Origin of the sequence: Arthrobacter sp. NPDC057259 (genome assembly GCF_042668995.1) — a bacterium.
Classification (GTDB): domain Bacteria; phylum Actinomycetota; class Actinomycetes; order Actinomycetales; family Micrococcaceae; genus Arthrobacter.
In genome coordinates this window covers 253,409-271,144 of record NZ_JBHUYA010000001.1, presented here as the reverse complement: position 1 = coordinate 271,144, position 17,736 = coordinate 253,409, and the positions used below count along the sequence as shown (strand labels likewise).

The following is a 17,736-nucleotide window of genomic DNA, read 5'->3' as shown; positions in this document are numbered from 1 at the left end:
CTGCGGCCGCCGCCCCGGACTCCCGGGACGGCGGCCGCAGCCGTTTAAGCGCTAGTGGGTGTCCACGGCCTCAACCTCGGACTTGTCCTCGCCCCACAGGGTGTGGAACGTGCCCTCGGAGTCGACGCGCCCGTAGGTGTGGGCGCCGAACAGGTCGCGCTGGCCCTGGATCACGGCGGCCGGCAGGCGCTTGCGGCGCAGGCCGTCGTAGTAGGCCAGCGAGGAGGAGAACACCGGCACCGGGATGCCCAGCTGCACCGCGGTGGCCACCACGCGGCGCCACGCCGGCAGGGCGTCGGCGATCGCGGCGGTGAACGCAGGGGCGAAGAGCAGGTTGGCCGGCTTCTCATCGGCGGAGTACGCCTTGGTGATGTCCTTGAGCAGTTCGGCGCGGATGATGCAGCCGCCCCGCCACAGGGAGGCGATCTCATCCAGCTTCAGCTCCCAGCCGTATTCCTTCGCGGCGGAGGTGAGCATGTCCAGGCCCTGCGCGTAGGAGACCAGCTTGGAGGCGTAGAGCGCCTGGCGTACGTCCTCTACAAAGGTCTCGGGGACCTCGACGTCGGCCTCTCCCCCGGCGAGCAGCTCCTGGGCCAGCTTCCGCTGGCCGGCCTGGGAAGACAGCGCCCGGGCGAAGACGGACTCGGCGATGCCGGAGACCGGGGATCCCAGCTCCAGGGCGGAGATGACCGTCCAGCGGCCGGTGCCCTTCTGGCCGGCGGCGTCCACGACGACGTCGACGAACGGCTTGCCGGTTTTGGCGTCGACGTGGCCCAGGACCTCGGCGGAGATTTCAATCAGGAAGGAGGCAAGGTCGCCCTTGTTCCATTCGGCGAAGATCTTGGACTGCTCGGCCGGTTCGATGCCCGCGCCGGAGCGGAGCAGGTCGAAGGCCTCGCCGATGACCTGCATGTCGGCGTACTCGATGCCGTTGTGGACCATCTTGACGAAGTGGCCGGCGCCGTCGGTGCCGATCCAGGCGCAGCAGGGCTGGCCGTCCACGTGGGCGGAGATCTTCTCCAGGAGCGGGCCAAGGGCCTCGTAGGACTCCTTGGAGCCGCCGGGCATGATCGAGGGTCCGTTGAGGGCACCCTCCTCGCCGCCGGAGACGCCGATGCCGACGAAGTGCAGGTCCTTCTTGGCGAGGGCGGCCTCGCGGCGGCGGGTGTCCTCATAGTGCGAGTTGCCGGCGTCGATGATGATGTCGCCGGGTTCGAGCAGCGGCTCAAGCTGTTCGATGACGGAGTCGACCGGCTTGCCGGCCTTGACCATGATCAGGACGCGGCGGGGCTTCTCCAGCGAGTCAACGAGTTCCTGCAGCGTTTCGGTCCGGACGAAGTCGCCCTCGGAGCCGTGCTTCTCAAGGAGCGCGTCGGTCTTTTCCACCGAGCGGTTGTGGAGGGCGACCGTGAAGCCGTTACGGGCGAGGTTACGGGCGAGGTTTGCCCCCATCACCGCAAGGCCGGTGACACCGATGTGTGCTGACATCAAATCTCCAATTCATTGGGTGCAACGAGTGCAGTTGGCTGGCCGAAGACGGCGCCTCTTAGACAGTCTATGATTTTCGGCCGGGACCGCGCCCGTTCGCGGCTCCTGTGACGGGCACGCCACTATGCTTACGACTATGTCGACCAGCCTCCACCATCAAGCCATCGAGCATCTGGGAACCCGGATTGTCAGGGGCGAGCTCCCGACCGGCCATGTGATGCTCGCCGAGCACCTGGAGGACGAACTCAAGGTCTCCCGCTCCGTGGTCCGCGAGGCGGTCCGGGTGCTGCAGTCCCTCGGCCTGGTCGAGACTATCAAGCGGGTGGGAATCCGGGTGCTGCCGGCCAACCGCTGGAACCCCTTCGACCCGTCGGTGATCCGGTGGCGCCTGGCCGGCGAGGGGCGGGGCGCCCAGCTCCGCTCGCTCGCGGAGCTGCGCACGGCGGTGGAACCCGTCGCAGCCGAGCTGGCCGCGGCCAACGCACCCGATGACATCCGCAGCGAGCTGGTGGAAATCTCCCACGCCATGCGGGAAGCGGGCGTGGCCGGGGACGTCCCGAGGTTCCTGGACCTCGACATCAGGTTCCATTCGCTGCTGCTCACGGGGTCCGGGAACGAGATGTTCGCCAACCTTGTGGGGCAGGTGGCGGAAACGCTGACCGGGCGGACCATGCACGGGCTCATGCCCGACCATCCGCAGACCTACGCGCTGCAGTGGCACGTGGATGTCGCGGAGGCCATCGCCACCGGCAACGGGCCGGCGGCGCGGGAGGCCTCGGACAAGATCATGCACGAGACCATCGCGGACATGGAGCCGAGCTGGCGGGACCAGCCCCGGGTTTTCGTCCCCGTCCGGCCCGCCTGATCCGGAGCCGGTGACTGGCCTCCCGAATTAGTCCCGACACTGGGCTAATTCAACCGCTTTCAGTTTCACATTTCGTCTCATTTCCGGTATCTTTTTCTCAAGCCCTCCACCGCGGCATCCCCCAATAGCCGCGGTGGAGGGCTTTTCCAATGCCCGGAATTCGGCCCGGAACAGGGCCTCACGCCGCGTCGGCCACCAGGTCCCTGAGCCGCCACCCGCCGCCGAGGCCGTCGCGGATCAGTTCCATGGTGGTCAGCGCCGATCCGGCATTGCGGCCCAGCCGCGCCTGGACCTGCCAGACCTCCACGTCCACCCGGCCGAGGCCCCGCGGCATCCGCCGCTCGGCCTCCCACCAGCTCACCCGCTCGAACCAGCGGACCGGGTCCGCGCCGATGATCCATTCCCGGCCGCCGCGGATCACGGTGTGGGGGCGCCCGTCCGGGCCGGCTGTGACGAGTACGTGTTCCATGCCGCTGACGCTATGGCCAGGCACCGACATTTATCCGGGACCGGCCGCCGTGGTTTACGGCCTGACCTCCACCGGTCCCCCGGGCCGGACCGCAGGCAAAGAAAAACCCCGCCGCGGCTGCCTTTCGGCTCCCGCGACGGGGTTCATGATGGTGGGTCCTACCGGGATCGAACCGATGACATCCACGGTGTAAACGTGGCGCTCTACCAGCTGAGCTAAAGACCCATCACGCCGGTTTCCGCGCCTCGGCACGTCAACCAACGAACATTGACCTTACCCGAAACGCGGGCTCCTGCGCCAATCGGTGCGGTCACGGAACGCCGGGTCAGAGGGCGGGGAGCTCGGCCTCGAGCCAGGTCAGGGACTCGCTGACGCCGGCCTCCAGCTTGATGGTCGCCAGGTCGTCGCCGCGGGTCTGGCCGCGGTTGATGATCACGACCTCCTTGCCCTGCTTGACGGCGTGGCGGACGAAGCGCAGCCCGCTCATCACGGTCAGCGAGGAACCGGCCACCAGCAGCGCGCCGGCGGAGTCCACTATGGCGTAGGAACGCTCCACCCGGTCCTTGGGCACGTTCTCGCCGAAGTAGACGAAGTCGGGTTTCAGGGTGCCGCCGCAGGCCGGGCAGATCGCGACAACGAACTCGCTGATCAGCGCCTCGTCCTCCACGGTGGCGTCCGCGTCCGGGGCGGCCTCCACCACGCCGCCGGCGAGGGCGGCGTCGAGGAATCCGGGGTTGAGTTCCTCCAGCACCCCGGCCAGCAGGGTCCGGCTGTAGCTGCGGCCGCAGGCCAGGCACACCACCCGGTCGAAGCGGCCGTGCAGGTCCACGACGTTCCGGCTGCCGGCGTCCTCGTGCAGCCGGTCCACGTTCTGGGTGATCAGGCCGGTGAGCAGCCCGCGCTGCTCCATCCGGGCCACGGCCGTGTGGCCGTCGTTGGGGTCGGCCCGGCGGAGGTGGGACCAGCCGATGTGGTTCCGGGCCCAATAGCGCTGCCGGTTATCCGGCGAACCGATGAACTCCTGGTATGTCATGGGCGCGCGCGGCGCCGCGCCGGGGCCGCGGTAGTCGGGGATGCCCGAGTCGGTGCTGAGACCGGCGCCGGTAAGCAACGCGAAGCGTTTCCCGGCGAGGACCCCGTGGATCTCCTGCAGGACCTTGAGCTCGTCGCGGGCCGGCTCCGCGGGCGTGACGGGGGGCAGGCTCGCAAATCCCGTCATCCCCACCCCGGGCCGCCGCTGCCTCATGCCGTTTCCGGTCCCCGGCTGTAGGACGGGTCCGTGGAGGGGGCGGGGGAACCGCCGGACAGTTCCGCGAGGGCCGCCCGGTAACCGGCGAAGTCACGCGCCTGGCCCCGGGGATTGACCACGACGTACCGGACAGTGCCGGCCGCGTCGATGATGAACGTCCCGCGCAGGGCCATGCCGCTCTCCGGGTCGAACACCCCGTACCGCTCCGCCACCGCTCCGTGCGGCCAGAAGTCCGCCAGCAGGTCGAAGCTGTAGCCCTCCTTCTCGGCGTAGGCGCGCTGGGCGAACTTGCTGTCCACCGAGATGCCCAAAACCACGGCGTCGGCGTCCTCGAAGACGGCAAGGTTGTCCCGCAGTTCGCACAGTTCGCCCGTGCAGATGCCGGAGAAGGCGAACGGGAAGAACACCAGCACCACGTTGCGGCCGCGCAGTTCGGAGAGCCGGACGGGTTCCCCGAACTGGTTCACCAGCTCGAAGTCCGGTGCCGGCTGCCCGACGGCGGGCACGGTGCCGGCCTCCGGGGCGGGAGCCTGCACCGGCGCGGAACCGGTCACTTGTTCTTCCGGGTCACCAGCCGGGTGGCGCTCCAGTCCTGGGAGACGCCGGCGGAGGTGGTGCAGTGCAGGCCGGCGGTGGGCGCCGCTTCCTGCAGTTCCGAGGGCGAGACATAGCCGGTGCGGCCCTTCTTCGGGGTCAGCACCCAGACCACACCGCCGTCCGTCAGGGAGGTCAGGGAGTCCACCAGCGTGTCCACCAGGTCACCGTCACCGTCGCGCCACCAGAGGATGGCCGCGTCGACCACCTCGTGGTCGTCCTCGTCGAAGATCTCGGACCCGGTGAGGTCCTCGATGTCATCACGCAAGTCGAAGTCGACGTCGTCGTCGTAACCGAACTCCTGAATCAGATCCCCGTTCTTGAAACCCAATCTTTCCGCCACATTTACCGAAGTGGCGGCGTCGGCCTCGCTCACGTGCTGCTCCTATGCTGTTGATGCGTCTGTTGGTGCCTGCCGGCAGAATGCCCGCTGTGTCCGATAGTGACACATTCCTTGGTGCTAGTGATTTCCATTACTCCAAGCCAACACCCTTTGTGCGTCCGCTTCAAGCTGTGGGCCCCGCGATCCGCCATATTCTGCGTCACACCGGGGCGGCGGCGGCTACGCATCCGCGGACGCGCAAGGCTAGAGTGGCTGATGACGACCATGCCTGCGCGGACAACCGACCGCTCCCACTGTCAGGCCTGGTTGTGATTGGACCAAGCCCGGCGTACAGGACCGGGCTGCTGTTACCGATATGTCGCACACGTCGCGTTCACGCCAGGCAGTCACCCTGCCCGGAGCTGAGGGTGCCGGTGAATGCGCTCAAAGAGAGGTTGGACGTGGCTGCAGGAGAAGATACCTCCCATATCCTCAGCGGGTTGACTAACCAGCTGCCTGATCGTGATCCGGAAGAGACCGCCGAATGGCTGGAGTCCCTGGACACCCTGATTCAGGAACAGGGCACGGAGCGTGCCCAGTACATCATGCGCAGCCTGCTTCAGCGGGCCGGCGCCCAAAGCGTGGGCGTGCCGATGGTGACCACCACGGACTACGTCAACACCATCCCGGTGGACCAGGAAGCCCCGTTCCCCGGCGATGAGGAAATCGAACGCAAGTACCGCGCCTGGCTGCGCTGGAACGCCGCGATCATGGTGCACCGCTCGCAGCGGCCCGAAATCGGCGTCGGCGGCCACATTTCCACCTACGCCGGTGCCGCGACCCTCTACGAGGTCGGCTTCAACCACTTCTTCCGCGGCAAAGACCACCCGGGCGGTGGCGACCAGGTTTTCTTCCAGGGCCACGCCTCCCCCGGCATGTACGCCCGCGCCTTCCTCGAGGGCCGGCTGAGCGAGGAAGACCTCGACGGCTTCCGCCAGGAGAAGTCCAAGGAGGGCCACGCGCTCTCCAGCTACCCGCACCCGCGCCTGATGCCGGAGTTCTGGGAGTTCCCCACCGTCTCCATGGGCATCGGCCCGATGAACGCCATCTACCAGGCACAGTCGAACCGCTACCTGCACAACCGCGGCATCAAGGACACCTCCGACCAGCAGGTCTGGGCGTTCCTGGGCGACGGCGAAATGGATGAGCCGGAATCCCGCGGCCTGCTCCAGCTCGCCGCGAACGACAAGCTGGACAACCTCAACTTCGTCATCAACTGCAACCTGCAGCGCCTCGACGGCCCGGTCCGCGGCAACGGCAAGATCATGCAGGAACTCGAGGCCTTCTTCCGCGGCGCCGGCTGGAACGTCATCAAGGTCGTCTGGGGCCGCGAGTGGGACAACCTGCTGGCAAAGGACGACGACGGCTCGCTCGTGAAGATCATGAACGAGACGGTCGACGGCGACTACCAGACCTACAAGGCCGAGTCCGGCGGCTTCGTCCGCGAGCACTTCTTCGGCAAGACCCCGCAGACCAAGGACATGGTCGCGGACATGACGGACCAGGAAATCTGGAACCTCAAGCGCGGCGGCCACGACTACAACAAGGTCTACGCCGCGTACAAGGCCGCCACCGGGTTCAAGGGCAAGCCGACGGTCATCCTGGCCCACACGGTCAAGGGCTACGGCCTGGGCACCCACTTCGAGGGCCGCAACGCGACCCACCAGATGAAGAAGCTCACCCTGGCGGACCTGAAGGCCTTCCGCGACCACCTGCGCATCCCGATCACGGACGAGCAGCTCGAAGCCGACCCGTACCAGCCGCCGTACTACCACCCGGGTGCCGACTCTCCGGAGATCAAGTACCTGATGGAGCGCCGCCAGGCCCTGGGCGGTTTCGTGCCCGAGCGCCGGTCCAAGCACACCGACGTCACCCTGCCCGGCGACAAGGCGTACGAGGTCGCCAACCGCGGCTCCGGCAAGCAGCTGGCCGCCACCACCATGGCGTTCGTCCGTCTGCTCAAGGACCTGATGCGGGACAAGGAATTCGGTTCCCGGATCGTGCCGATCATCCCGGACGAGGCCCGCACCTTCGGCATCGACGCGTTCTTCCCGACCGCGAAGATCTACAACCCGAACGGCCAGAACTACTTGTCCGTGGACCGCGACCTGGTCCTCGCGTACAAGGAGTCGATCGCCGGCCAGATCGTGCACGCCGGCATCAACGAGGCAGGTTCGGTCGCGGCCTTCACCGCCGCCGGCACCTCCTACGCCACCCACGGCGAGCCGCTGATCCCGATCTACGTCTTCTACTCGATGTTCGGCTTCCAGCGCACCGGCGACTCCTTCTGGGCCGCCGCCGACCAGATGACCCGCGGGTTCATCATCGGCGCCACCGCCGGCCGCACCACGCTGACCGGCGAAGGCCTGCAGCACGCCGACGGCCACTCCCCGATCCTCGCCGCCACCAACCCGGCTGTCGTCACGTACGACCCCGCCTACGGCTACGAGATCGGCGTCATCATGCGTGACGGCCTGAACCGGATGTACGGCCCCGGCCCTGCCGATAACGACCCGTCGCGGAACGTCATGTACTACCTGACGGTTTACAACGAGCCGATCTCGCAGCCGGCGGCCCCCGCCGAGCTCGACGTCGAAGGCATCGTCAAGGGCATCTACCTGCTGGCGCCGGCCAAGATCGACGGCCCCCGCACGCAGATCCTCGCCTCCGGCGTGTCCGTGCCGTGGGCCCTTGAGGCCCAGCGTGTGCTGGCCGAGGACTGGGGCGTTTCCGCCGACGTCTGGTCCGTCACGTCCTGGACCGAGCTGCGCCGCGACGCCATGGCCGCCGAGGAAGATGCCTTCCTCAACCCGGGCCAGCCGGCCCGCGTGCCGTTCGTCACCGAACAGCTCGCCGGCGCCACAGGCCCGATCGTCGCGGTCTCGGACTACATGAAGGCCGTCCCGGACCAGATCCGGCAGTTCGTCCCGAACGAGTTCGCCTCGCTCGGCGCCGACGGCTTCGGCTTCTCCGACACCCGCGCCGCGGCACGCCGCTTCTTCAAGAACGACGTGCACTCGATCGTTGTCCGCTCGCTGCAGATGCTCGCCCGCCGCGGCGAGGTTGATGCGCAGGCCCCGGCCCAGGCGATCGAGAAGTACCGGCTGCTCAACGTCAATGCCGGCACCACCGGCAACGCGGGCGGCGACTCCTAGGAGTCACCCGGCCGGACCGGAAAACACGACGACGGCGGTCCCCACGGTGTGGGGGCCGCCGTCGGGCTTTAACCACGGCGGTCCCGCCGTGTGATCCAGCGCAAAGCAAGTTGTAGCCTTCGCACAAATGGAGCTTGTCAGGCGGGCGCCGTATGCTCGTTGTCATGGCAGAGCCCACCCCCACCCCCGCGCAGCGCAAATCCGCCGCCCGGACCCTGTCCCCGGAGAAGGCCGAGACGCTGAAGAAGCTCCGCTCCAGCGTCGGCCAGCTCTCCACCACCACGCTGCGGCGGCTGGAATCCTCACTGCCCTGGTACAGCCGGCTGAACTCCGACGAACGCTCCGCGCTCGGCATGGTGGCCCAGAACGGCATCGCCGCCTTCGTCACCTGGTTCGAACGGCCCAGCTCGCCGTCGTGGATCCTCTCCGACGTCTTCGGCACCGCCCCCACCGAACTGACCCGCTCCATCAGCCTGCAGAAGGCGCTCCAGCTGATCCGGATCGTGGTGGAGGTGGTCGAGGAGCAGGTCCCGATCATCGCCCCCGAGGCGGACCAGGCCGCCCTGCGCGAGGCGGTGCTCCGCTACTCGCGCGAGGTCGCCTTCGCCGCCGCCGACGTCTACGCCCGCGCCGCGGAGACCCGCGGCTCCTGGGACACCCGGCTGGAAGCCCTGATCGTCGACGCCATCCTGCGCGGAGAGAACACCGACGCCCTGCGGTCCCGGATCGCGGCCCTGGGCTGGAAGGCGCAGGAACGCTTCACCGTCATGGTGGGCAATTCGCCCTCGGAACCCAGCGCCAGCTACGTCAGCGAGCTGCGCCGCACCGCCGGCCGGTTCGCCGAGGACGCTTTGGTGGGAATCCAGGGCGACCGGCTGATCCTGATCCTCGGCGGCGTGCAGGACCGGGAGACCGCCTGCCAGAAGCTCAGCGAACTCTTCGCCCCCGGTCCCGTCGTGTACGGCGCTGAGGCAGCCTCCCTGCCGGAGGCCAGCAGCTCCGCCCAGTCCGCCTTCGCCGGTCTCACCGCGGCCCGCGCCTGGCCCTCGGCCCCCCGCCCGGTGGCCGCGGACGACCTGCTGCCGGAGCGGGTCATCTCCGGCGACGACGCGGCCCGCCGATCCCTGGTGAAGAACATTTACCGGCCCCTCCTGGCCGCCTCGAACGGGCTGGTGGAGACCTTGGGGACCTACCTGGAACTGGGTCATTCGCTCGAGGCCACGGCCCGGGAATTGTTCGTCCACGCCAACACGGTCCGTTACCGGCTCAAGCGGGTCTGCGACGTGACCGGCTGGGATCCGCTGATCCCGCGGGAGGCGTTCGTGCTCCAGGCGGCCCTCGTGGTGGGGCGTCTCTCCACCCCGCCGAAGCCCGCCGTGGAGCGTCAGCCATCCCGCAACGGCGGCTGAGAGGTTGTAGACTTCCTACAAACTGACCCAGTGAGCTTGGTGCATGAAAGTACCGATGAATCACGCGGCATTTGGAAAGCTGGATACGTGCTTGCAATCGTCTGCCCTGGACAGGGCTCCCAGACCTCCGGTTTTCTGGCCCCCTGGCTGGAACTGCCCTCCGTCCCAGGCCACCTGGCCTCCCTGAGCGAAATAGCAGGTATCGACCTCACCGCCCACGGCACCACCTCCGATGAGGAAACCATCAAGGACACCGCCGTCGCGCAGCCGCTGATCGTCGCGGCCGGACTGGTCGCCGCGAAGGCCCTGTTCGACGTCGAACTCGAAACCCTCCCCGTCATCCTCGCCGGGCACTCGGTGGGCGAAATCACCGCCTCCGCGCTGGCCGGTGTCCTCACCGAGACCGAGGCGATGACCTTCGTCCGGGAACGCGCCAACGGCATGGCCGCCGCGGCCGCCGCCACCCCGACCGGAATGAGCGCCGTCGTCGGCGGCGACCCCGCCGAGGTCCTGGCAGCCATCGAGGCCGCCGGGCTGACCCCCGCGAACGTCAACGGCGCCGGACAGACCGTCGCCGCCGGCACCCTCGAACAGCTCAAGGCCCTCGCGGACAAGCCGCCGGCCAAGGCCCGGGTCATCCCGCTCAAGGTTGCCGGGGCGTTCCACACCTCCCACATGTCCCCCGCCGTCGCCGCACTGCAGGCGCTGCGCCCCACGCTTCACCCCCGCAACCCGCAGGTTCCCCTGCTCTCGAACTTCGACGGCGCGCAGGTCACCGACGGCGGCGCCGCGGTGGACAGCCTCATCGCCCAGGTCTCCCGCCCGGTCCGCTGGGACCGCTGCATGGAGACCCTGGTGGAGCGCGGCGTCACCGGCCTGATCGAATTGGCCCCGGCAGGCACCCTCGCCGGCCTGGCCAAGCGCGGCATGCCCGGCGTGAAGACTGTTACCGTCAAGACACCGGACGATCTGTCCGATGCCCTGGCACTATTCGCAGAACTTGAGGGAGGAAAATGAGCACTCCTACGCTGAAGCAGGCTCCCCTGCAGAACGGCACCCGCGTACTGGGCGTCGGTGCGTACCGTCCCGACGTCATCGTCACCAACGAGGACGTCTGCCAGTGGATCGACTCCTCCGATGAGTGGATCCGCCAGCGCACCGGGATCGTCACCCGGCACCGCGCCCCCGCAGACGTCAGCGTGATCGACATGGCCGAGGGCGCCGCCCGCGAGGCCCTCGAACGCGCCGGCGTCGACCCCTCCGAGCTCGGTGCCGTGATCGTCTCCACGGTCACCCACCCCTACGCCACCCCCTCCGCGGCCGCGAGCCTGACCGACCGCCTGGGCGCCACTCCGGCCCCGGCCTTCGACATCTCCGCCGCGTGCGCCGGGTACTGCTACGGCATCGCCCAGGCCGACGCCCTGGTCCGCTCCGGTGCCGCCAAGTACGTGCTGGTGGTTGGCGCGGAGAAGCTCTCGGACGTCATCGACAACACCGAGCGCACCATCTCCTTCCTGCTCGGCGACGGCGCGGGCGCCGTCGTCATCGGCCCCTCCGACACCCCGGGCATCGGCCCGTCGGTCTGGGGCTCGGACGGCAGCAAGTGGGACGCCATCGGCATGACCCACTCGATGCTGGACATCCGCGACCACGCCGCCGGCAAGGGCGCCCTCAGCGAGGGCGGAGCCGCCGTCACCGAGGCCGCGCTCTGGCCCACGCTGCGCCAGGACGGCCAGACCGTGTTCCGCTGGGCGGTCTGGGAAATGGCCAAGGTGGCCCAGCAGGCCCTCGACGCTGCCGGCGTCAAGGCCGAGGACCTCGCGGCCTTCATCCCGCACCAGGCCAACATGCGGATCATCGACGAGATGGCCAAGCAGCTCAAGCTGCCGGAATCGGTCATCATCGCCCGGGACATCGCCGAGGCGGGCAACACCTCGGCGGCGTCCATTCCGCTGGCCACGCACCGGCTGCTGCAGGACAACCCCGGCCTCAGCGGCGGACTGGCCCTGCAGATCGGTTTCGGCGCCGGGCTGGTCTTCGGCGCCCAGGTGATCGTGCTGCCGTAGTCCACCGTGACTTCCCGGGTGCCGGCACGGAAGGCAGCCCGGATTCCCCCACCGGGCCGAACCCTCGGCCCGAACCACTCCGCCCAACGCTCCGGACCCGTCCGGCGGCCGATGGCACCAACAAAAGAAGGAGCCACCATGGCTAACAACGAAGAGATCCTGGCCGGCCTGGCCGAAATCGTCAACGAAGAGACCGGTCTGGCCCCCGAGGCCGTCGAAATGGACAAGTCCTTCACCGAGGACCTGGACATCGACTCCATCTCGATGATGACCATCGTGGTCAACGCCGAGGAAAAGTTCGGTGTGCGCATCCCGGACGAAGAGGTCAAGAACCTCAAGACCGTCGGCGACGCCGTCAACTTCATCGCCAACGCCCAGGCCTAATTCCGCCTGGTCCCTGGCACTGTCCCCCACGGGGGCGGTACCGCGGGCCGCCGGGTGCCGCTGACACAGCGGCTCCCGGCGCTCCCCCGATTCACTGACTGACCACCGAGTTTCCTACGCAGGCCCCGGCGCCCTGGCTGGCACCGTAAGCGGCACGCGCACCGACGAAAGAGTGATCCCATGGCACGCAAAGTAGTCATCACCGGTCTGGGTGCCACCACACCCATCGGCGGCGATGTCCCCACAATGTGGGAGAACGCGCTCAAGGGCGTCTCCGGCGCGCATACGCTCGAAGATGACTGGGTTGCCAAGTACGAGCTGCCCGTCCACTTCGCCGCCCGCGCCTCCACCCCCGCCCTCGAGGTCCTGAGCCGAGTCGAAGCCAAGCGCATGGACCCGTCCACCCAGTTCGGCGTGATCGCCGCCCGTGAGGCCTGGGCCGACGCCAACATCGACGGCATCGACCACGACCGCCTGGCAGTGGCCTTCGCCACCGGCATCGGCGGGGTCTGGACCCTGCTGGATGCCTGGGACACCCTGCGCGAAAAGGGCCCCCGCCGCGTCCTGCCGATGACCGTTCCGATGCTGATGCCCAACGGCGTCGCCGCTGCGGTCAGCCTGGACCTGGGAGCCCGGGCCGGCGCCCACACCCCCGTCTCGGCCTGCGCCTCCGGCACCGAAGCCGTGCACATGGGACTGGAGCTGATCCGCTCCGGGAAGGCCGACGTCGTCGTCTGCGGCGGCGCCGAAGCCGCGATCCACCCCATGCCGATCGCCGCGTTCTCCTCGATGCAGGCCCTCTCCCGCCGCAACGACGATCCCGAGCACGCCTCCCGCCCGTACGACCGCGACCGTGACGGCTTCGTCATGGGTGAGGGCGCCGGCGCCTTGGTCCTCGAGGCCGAGGAGCACGCCCTGGCCCGCGGCGCCCGGATCTACGCCGAACTGGCCGGGACCTCGGTGACCGCGGACGCGTACCACATCACCGCCCCGGACCCCGAGGGCCTGGGCGCCACCCGCGCGCTGAAGGCAGCCATGTTCGACGGCCGCATCCAGGCCGAGGACGTGGTGCACGTCAACGCGCACGCCACCTCCACCCCGGTCGGTGACAAGCCCGAGTACACCGCCCTCAAGGCCGCCCTCGGCAACCACGTGGACAACGTGGCGGTCTCCGCCACCAAGTCCCAGATGGGCCACCTGCTGGGTGCCTCCGGTGCCGTGGAAGCGGTCCTGACGGTCCTCGCCGTGCACGAACGCAAGGCTCCCGTCACCATCAACCTGGAGAACCAGGACCCGGAGATCCCGCTGGACGTCGTGACCTCCGAGCGGGCGCTCCCGGCCGGCAACATCGTCGCGCTGAGCAACTCCTTCGGCTTCGGCGGCCACAACGCCGTGATCGCGGTGCGCAGCATCTAGCGTCCACCGCACGCAGCACGAACGACGGCGGCCAGGTTCCCTTCGCGGGGAACCTGGCCGCCGTTGTTTGCGTTGGCCCGGCCGTTACTTATTGACCGTGGGGTTGACCTCGGCCTTGGCGATGGCGCCGCCGTCGGTGCCCCACGCCGCCAGGATCTTCTTGTACGTCCCGTCCTGGATCAGCTTGTTGGTGGCGCCGGCCACCGCGTCGGCGAGGCCGGTGTCAGACTTGGCGACGGCGATGCCCACCGGCGAGGCGCCGTAGACGTCGCCGAGGGTCTGCAGCTTCCCGTCGGACTGGGTGATGGCGTAGGCCACCGTGATGGACCCGGCAGCCATGGCGTCCATGCCCCCGGCCACCAGACGGGTGGTGACGTCGGTCTGGTTCTTCAGGGAGACGACGTCGATCGCGGGCTTGCCGGCCGCGACGCACTGGGCGCTCCGTCCGGAGATGTCCGGGTTCTCCTGGAAGGTTCCGGTCTGCACCCCGACGGTCTTCCCGCACAGGTCGTCCAGGGAGATGTTCTTCGGGTTGCCCTTCTGCACCGCCCACTGCGTCCCGGCCTGGAAATAGCTGACGAAGTTGGCGGCCTTGCTGCGCTCCTTCGTGATGAAGAACGAGGACACACCCAGGTCGTACTTCGGGCCGAGCGACGGGAGGATGCCTTCGAACGGGGAGGTCTGCACCTCCACCTTCAAGCCCAGGGTGGCGCCGATCGCCTTGGCCAGGTCGACGTCGTACCCCACCGGGGTCTGGCCATCGGAGGCCGCGAGAAACTCCGCCGGGGCGTAGGTGGTGTCCGAGCCGACCGTCAGCTTCCCCTTGGACCGGACCTGGTCCGGCACCTTGGCGGCCAGGGCGTCGTCCTTGGCGACGGTTCCCGGGTCAAACGTCGCCGTCGCCTGCCCGCTGCCGCCGGTGCCCGAACCCGCCCCGGAACCTGACCCCGCCTCGGACGCGTTCGTGCAGGCGCTCAGGGCGACGAGGACGGCCGCTGCGGCCGCCGCCGTGCGGAGGCCTTGCCCATTCAGTACGTTCATGCTGTTACTACCTTTCCTGGTGCCCTCCCACGCGGTGGTCGGGCGGGCTGTCCTAGGCTCCCTGGTTGATCCGGCGCAGCGCCACCTCGGCCAGCCAGGCGGCAGCGTCGGGGAGCACGGCGTCGTCGAAGAGCGCGTGGGGTGAGTGGTTGGAGCCTGCGTCGGCGGGGTCGCCATGGGCGCAGGCGCTGAGGAAGAGGTAGGCGCTCGGGACCTCGTTGCCGACGAAGGAGAAGTCCTCGGCGCCTGGCATCGGGTTGGCCATGGGCTCGTAGCGGTCCTCGCCGAAGAGGTCCACGATGGTGCGGCGGGCCAGCTCGTACGCGTCCGGGGCGTTCTCCGTGACCGGGTAAAGCTCGTGGTAGTTCACGTCGGCCTTCAGGCCGTGGGAGGCGGCGATGCCCTCGAGCAGCCGCACGCTGCGTTCCTTGATGGCGGCCCGGGATTCGGCGCTGAAGCTGCGGACGGTCGCGTCGAATTCGGCGTGCTCGGGGATGATGTTTTCCCGGGTGCCGCCGGCGATCCGTCCCACGGTGAGGACCACCGGGTCGAAGACGTCGAAGGCCCGGGTCACCATCGTCTGCAGTGCGGTGACCGCCTCGCAGAGGGCCGGGATAGGGTCGTTGGCGTGGTGCGGCTGGGAGCCGTGGCCGCCGGATCCGATGAACCGGACGTGGAGGTCGTCGACTGCGGCCATCTGGGGGCCGGGGCGGCCGAACCAGACGCCGCGCGGGTGCGCCGCGGAGAAGACGTGCAGGCCGAAGGCCGCGTCCACGCGGCGTCCCGCGGCCTCGAGGACGCCCTCCTCGATCATCGGCAGCGCTCCCCCGGGGCCTTCCTCCCCCGGCTGGAACATGAACACGACGTCGCCGGCCAGCTCGTCCTTCAGCGAGGACAGAATCCGGGCCGCGCCCACCAGGCCCGCGACGTGCATGTCGTGGCCGCAGGCGTGCATCAGCCCCTCGTGCGACGAGCGGTACTCCAGCCCGTTGTCCTCGGTCACGGGCAGGGCGTCCATGTCGCCGCGGAGCAGCACCACGGGCTTGGTTCCGCCGGCCGGCACTGCGCCACCGCGGAGGACCGCCGTCACGGAGCTCAGGCTCCGTCCCAGCGTGATCTCCAGGCCGAGGCCCTCCAGTTCGGCAAGGAGCCGGCGCTGGGTCAGGGGCAGGTCGTTGCCCAGCTCCGGGATCCGGTGCAGCTCCCGCCGGAACGAGACGAGCCCGTCGGCGAGCTCCGCCGCCAGTTCCTGAGTACGGGTGGGTTTCCTGGTGTCTGAGATCGTCACGCTCTCCATGCTTTCGGTAGTCGGGCGGTCACGGGGACCGGATCAACCCCTCCACCGTGTGATACTTGGCCAATGCAGATGCCCAAATTGACGGAAACGGACTCTACTCTCCGTAATATGCAGGATTCGGTCACGCTGGGTGAGCTGGACCTGGCGCTGGTGAACGCCCTGCAGCTGCGCCCGCGGGCCAGCTGGGCGGAACTGGCCGGTCCACTGGGCACGACGGCGACCACACTCGCCCGCCGGTGGGACCGGATGACCGCCGCGGGGTTGGCCTGGATCACGGCCTCTTTCGGTCGGGAATTCAGCCGCAGCCGCTGCATCTCCTACGTCATGATCCGCGCGGATCCGGGTACCCGGACGGGATTGGTGGAGCGGCTCTCCGTGTGTCCCGAGGTTGCCACGATTGAGGTCGCCACAGGCGGTCACGACATCAATTGCGACGTGCTGACCCGTGACCTGCGCGAACTGGACGTCTTCCTGACCACCAAGGTCTACGGGGTGCCGGGGGTGGTGTCCGTGTCCGTGCTTCTCACCACGTCCCTCTATCTGGAAGGGAGCCGCTGGCGGCTACGGTCGCTGGACCCGAGCCAGCTCAATGTCCTCAACCGGAGCACCATGTCCGTGGGTCAAGGCACCTACGCCATGGTCCTGGACGACCTGGACCGGTCCCTGCTGGAGCACCTGTCCCTGGACGGGCGGCTGGGATGGGCGGAGCTGGCATCGTTGACGGGCGCGAGCACGGCCACGGCGAGGCGCCGGGTGAACCGCCTGATCTCCTCGGGGATCATGACCTTCCGCTGCGAGATCGCCCATCAGCTGGCAGGCTGGCCGATCCAGGCCTCGCTACTGGGCGTCGCGCCGGGGCAGGACCTGGACCGGATCGGCCGGGAGTTGGCCGCGTGGCCGGAGTGCCGGTTCGTGGCGGCGGTGACGGGGACGGCCAACCTTTACGCCACGTTCTGGGTAAGGGATCTCGGCGAGTTGCAGCGGGTGGAGGCGCGGACGAGCGCCGTCTTCCCGACCCTGGGCGTGCTGGACCGGATGGTGGCGCTGAGCACGCCCAAGCGGATGGGGCACCTGTGCGACGCCGAGGGCCGGCGCATCGGGACGGTGCCGATTTCGCCCTGGTAGGCAGGGCAGTCCCCGGTCAGCTCCCTCCCGCTGGCTCTGTGCGCCGCCATGGAGGAAGCGGCGCCGGAGCCTGCCGGGGAGTCGTGGGGTGCTAGCCGACCTGGTGGAGCCAGCGCACGGGGGCGCCCTCGGCGGCGTGCCGGAAGGGCTCCAGCTCCTCGTCCCAGGCCTCGCCGAGGGCCAGGGAGAGCTCGTGGTAGACGGCGGAGGGGTCGCCCGCGCCGGATTCATAGGCGTAGCGGATGCGGTCCTCGGAGACCATGATGTTGCCGTGCACGTCGGTGACGGCGTGGAAGATGCCGAGTTCGGGGGTGTGGGACCAGCGGCCGCCGTCGACGCCCTGGCTGGGCTCTTCCGTCACCTCGTAGCGCAGGTGGGCCCAGCCGCGCAGTGCCGACGCCAAAGTAGCTCCCGTCCCCGGCGTACCGGTCCACGAGAGCTCGGCCCGGAACATTCCGGGCGCGGCGGGCTGCGGGGTCCACTCAAGGTCCGTGCGCTTGTCCACGACCGAGCCAATGGCCCACTCAACGTGGGGGCATAGGGCGGTCGGGGCCGAGTGAACGAACAGGACACCACGGGTTAGTGCAACAGACATTCCATCCTCCATAGCTATAGGTACGTCTTCCCCAACGACCTCTGCCAGGATGTTCGTCTGCCGCGGTTGCCCGCGTGCGGGGCTGATGCCCCTGCCAGACTATTCAGTTGTGTTGCGACTCAAATGCTTTCGAATGCACGGTGACTCGACATAAATCACGTCCGGGTCCGTGGTGGCCGGGAAACTCGGGAGCTTCGCGTG

The 17,736-nt window shown here is 68.8% G+C and carries 16 protein-coding genes and 1 tRNA gene; 8 read left to right on the top strand and 9 right to left on the bottom strand.

Annotation, left to right across the window (positions count from 1 at the left end):
• Positions 1–51: 51 nt before the first annotated feature.
• The gene (gene gndA, locus ACFUCU_RS01245; protein WP_377970154.1) at positions 52–1,488 is read right to left on the bottom strand and encodes an NADP-dependent phosphogluconate dehydrogenase; all 1,437 of its coding nucleotides are present in this window, start codon (positions 1,486–1,488) and stop codon (positions 52–54) included.
• A gap of 136 nt (positions 1,489–1,624) precedes the next feature.
• On the opposite strand from gndA, the gene ACFUCU_RS01240 reads away from it, so the two are divergent.
• Positions 1,625–2,353, top strand: a complete 729-nt coding sequence (locus ACFUCU_RS01240) for a FadR/GntR family transcriptional regulator (RefSeq protein ID WP_377970152.1) — start codon at positions 1,625–1,627, stop codon at positions 2,351–2,353.
• A gap of 178 nt (positions 2,354–2,531) precedes the next feature.
• Here ACFUCU_RS01240 and ACFUCU_RS01235 read toward each other — a convergent pair whose 3' ends face one another.
• The 5 genes from ACFUCU_RS01235 to ACFUCU_RS01215 all read right to left on the bottom strand — a co-directional run bounded on the left by ACFUCU_RS01235 (position 2,532) and on the right by ACFUCU_RS01215 (position 5,041).
• Positions 2,532–2,822, bottom strand: coding sequence for a hypothetical protein (locus ACFUCU_RS01235; protein WP_290257568.1), 291 nt, complete (start codon positions 2,820–2,822; stop codon positions 2,532–2,534).
• Between the two features lie 149 nt (positions 2,823–2,971).
• Positions 2,972–3,047 (bottom strand) — tRNA-Val (locus tag ACFUCU_RS01230).
• Between the two features lie 100 nt (positions 3,048–3,147).
• Entirely contained in the window at positions 3,148–4,068 is a 921-nt protein-coding gene (locus ACFUCU_RS01225) for an NAD-dependent protein deacetylase (protein WP_377970150.1), read from the bottom strand.
• Positions 4,065–4,625 carry a peroxiredoxin gene (locus ACFUCU_RS01220; RefSeq protein WP_377970148.1) on the bottom strand — a complete coding sequence of 187 codons (561 nt, stop codon included), beginning with the start codon at positions 4,623–4,625 and terminating at the stop codon, positions 4,065–4,067. The genes ACFUCU_RS01225 and ACFUCU_RS01220 overlap by 4 nt, the downstream gene beginning before the upstream one ends.
• The gene (locus ACFUCU_RS01215) at positions 4,622–5,041 is read right to left on the bottom strand and encodes a DUF3052 domain-containing protein (protein WP_290257565.1); all 420 of its coding nucleotides are present in this window, start codon (positions 5,039–5,041) and stop codon (positions 4,622–4,624) included. Before ACFUCU_RS01215 ends, ACFUCU_RS01220 begins: the two co-directional genes overlap by 4 nt.
• Positions 5,042–5,448: 407 nt before the next feature.
• Between ACFUCU_RS01215 and aceE the strand changes: the two genes are divergently transcribed.
• The 6 genes from aceE to fabF all read left to right on the top strand — a co-directional run bounded on the left by aceE (position 5,449) and on the right by fabF (position 13,477).
• The gene (gene aceE / locus ACFUCU_RS01210) at positions 5,449–8,202 is read left to right on the top strand and encodes a pyruvate dehydrogenase (acetyl-transferring), homodimeric type (protein ID WP_377970146.1); all 2,754 of its coding nucleotides are present in this window, start codon (positions 5,449–5,451) and stop codon (positions 8,200–8,202) included.
• Positions 8,203–8,366: 164 nt separating this feature from the next.
• Positions 8,367–9,611, top strand: coding sequence for a CdaR family transcriptional regulator (locus ACFUCU_RS01205; RefSeq protein ID WP_290257563.1), 1,245 nt, complete (start codon positions 8,367–8,369; stop codon positions 9,609–9,611).
• 87 nt (positions 9,612–9,698) lie between these two features.
• A complete protein-coding gene (locus ACFUCU_RS01200; RefSeq protein ID WP_364135057.1) occupies positions 9,699–10,628 on the top strand; it encodes an ACP S-malonyltransferase in 930 nt (309 codons plus the stop codon).
• Positions 10,625–11,677 carry a beta-ketoacyl-ACP synthase III gene (locus ACFUCU_RS01195; RefSeq protein WP_377970143.1) on the top strand — a complete coding sequence of 351 codons (1,053 nt, stop codon included), beginning with the start codon at positions 10,625–10,627 and terminating at the stop codon, positions 11,675–11,677. The genes ACFUCU_RS01200 and ACFUCU_RS01195 overlap by 4 nt, the downstream gene beginning before the upstream one ends.
• Before the next feature lie 138 nt (positions 11,678–11,815).
• Positions 11,816–12,061 (top strand): acyl carrier protein, encoded by a 246-nt coding sequence (locus tag ACFUCU_RS01190; RefSeq protein WP_290257560.1) that lies wholly within the window; start codon positions 11,816–11,818, stop codon positions 12,059–12,061.
• A 180-nt stretch (positions 12,062–12,241) separates the two neighbouring features.
• Positions 12,242–13,477, top strand: coding sequence for a beta-ketoacyl-ACP synthase II (gene fabF / locus ACFUCU_RS01185; protein ID WP_377970141.1), 1,236 nt, complete (start codon positions 12,242–12,244; stop codon positions 13,475–13,477).
• Between the two features lie 84 nt (positions 13,478–13,561).
• Here the strand turns inward: fabF and ACFUCU_RS01180 are convergent, their stop codons facing one another.
• Entirely contained in the window at positions 13,562–14,518 is a 957-nt protein-coding gene (locus ACFUCU_RS01180) for an ABC transporter substrate-binding protein (RefSeq protein WP_377970139.1), read from the bottom strand.
• 52 nt (positions 14,519–14,570) lie between these two features.
• Positions 14,571–15,806: a M20 family metallopeptidase gene (locus tag ACFUCU_RS01175; protein WP_377970137.1), complete on the bottom strand. Its 1,236-nt coding sequence runs from the start codon at positions 15,804–15,806 to the stop codon at positions 14,571–14,573.
• 117 nt (positions 15,807–15,923) lie between these two features.
• Between ACFUCU_RS01175 and ACFUCU_RS01170 the strand changes: the two genes are divergently transcribed.
• Positions 15,924–16,940 carry an Lrp/AsnC family transcriptional regulator gene (locus ACFUCU_RS01170; protein ID WP_377970135.1) on the top strand — a complete coding sequence of 339 codons (1,017 nt, stop codon included), beginning with the start codon at positions 15,924–15,926 and terminating at the stop codon, positions 16,938–16,940.
• Between the two features lie 91 nt (positions 16,941–17,031).
• On the opposite strand, the gene ACFUCU_RS01165 is transcribed toward ACFUCU_RS01170, so the two are convergent.
• Entirely contained in the window at positions 17,032–17,535 is a 504-nt protein-coding gene (locus tag ACFUCU_RS01165; RefSeq protein ID WP_290257555.1) for a DUF3145 domain-containing protein, read from the bottom strand.
• Positions 17,536–17,736 lie beyond the last annotated feature (201 nt).

Bases quoted from the DNA above. Each gene is read 5' to 3' on its own strand.
- ACFUCU_RS01165 (WP_290257555.1), bottom strand. From the start codon at position 17,535: ATGTCTGTTGCACTAACCCGTGGTGTCCTGTTCGTTCACTCGGCCCCG.
- ACFUCU_RS01240 (WP_377970152.1), top strand. From the start codon at position 1,625: ATGTCGACCAGCCTCCACCATCAAGCCATCGAGCATCTGGGAACCCGG.
- ACFUCU_RS01205 (WP_290257563.1), top strand. From the start codon at position 8,367: ATGGCAGAGCCCACCCCCACCCCCGCGCAGCGCAAATCCGCCGCCCGG.
- ACFUCU_RS01225 (WP_377970150.1), bottom strand. From the start codon at position 4,068: ATGAGGCAGCGGCGGCCCGGGGTGGGGATGACGGGATTTGCGAGCCTG.
- ACFUCU_RS01195 (WP_377970143.1), top strand. From the start codon at position 10,625: ATGAGCACTCCTACGCTGAAGCAGGCTCCCCTGCAGAACGGCACCCGC.
- ACFUCU_RS01235 (WP_290257568.1), bottom strand. From the start codon at position 2,822: ATGGAACACGTACTCGTCACAGCCGGCCCGGACGGGCGCCCCCACACC.
- ACFUCU_RS01170 (WP_377970135.1), top strand. From the start codon at position 15,924: ATGCAGGATTCGGTCACGCTGGGTGAGCTGGACCTGGCGCTGGTGAAC.
- gndA (WP_377970154.1), bottom strand. From the start codon at position 1,488: ATGTCAGCACACATCGGTGTCACCGGCCTTGCGGTGATGGGGGCAAAC.
- ACFUCU_RS01180 (WP_377970139.1), bottom strand. From the start codon at position 14,518: ATGAACGTACTGAATGGGCAAGGCCTCCGCACGGCGGCGGCCGCAGCG.
- ACFUCU_RS01190 (WP_290257560.1), top strand. From the start codon at position 11,816: ATGGCTAACAACGAAGAGATCCTGGCCGGCCTGGCCGAAATCGTCAAC.
- fabF (WP_377970141.1), top strand. From the start codon at position 12,242: ATGGCACGCAAAGTAGTCATCACCGGTCTGGGTGCCACCACACCCATC.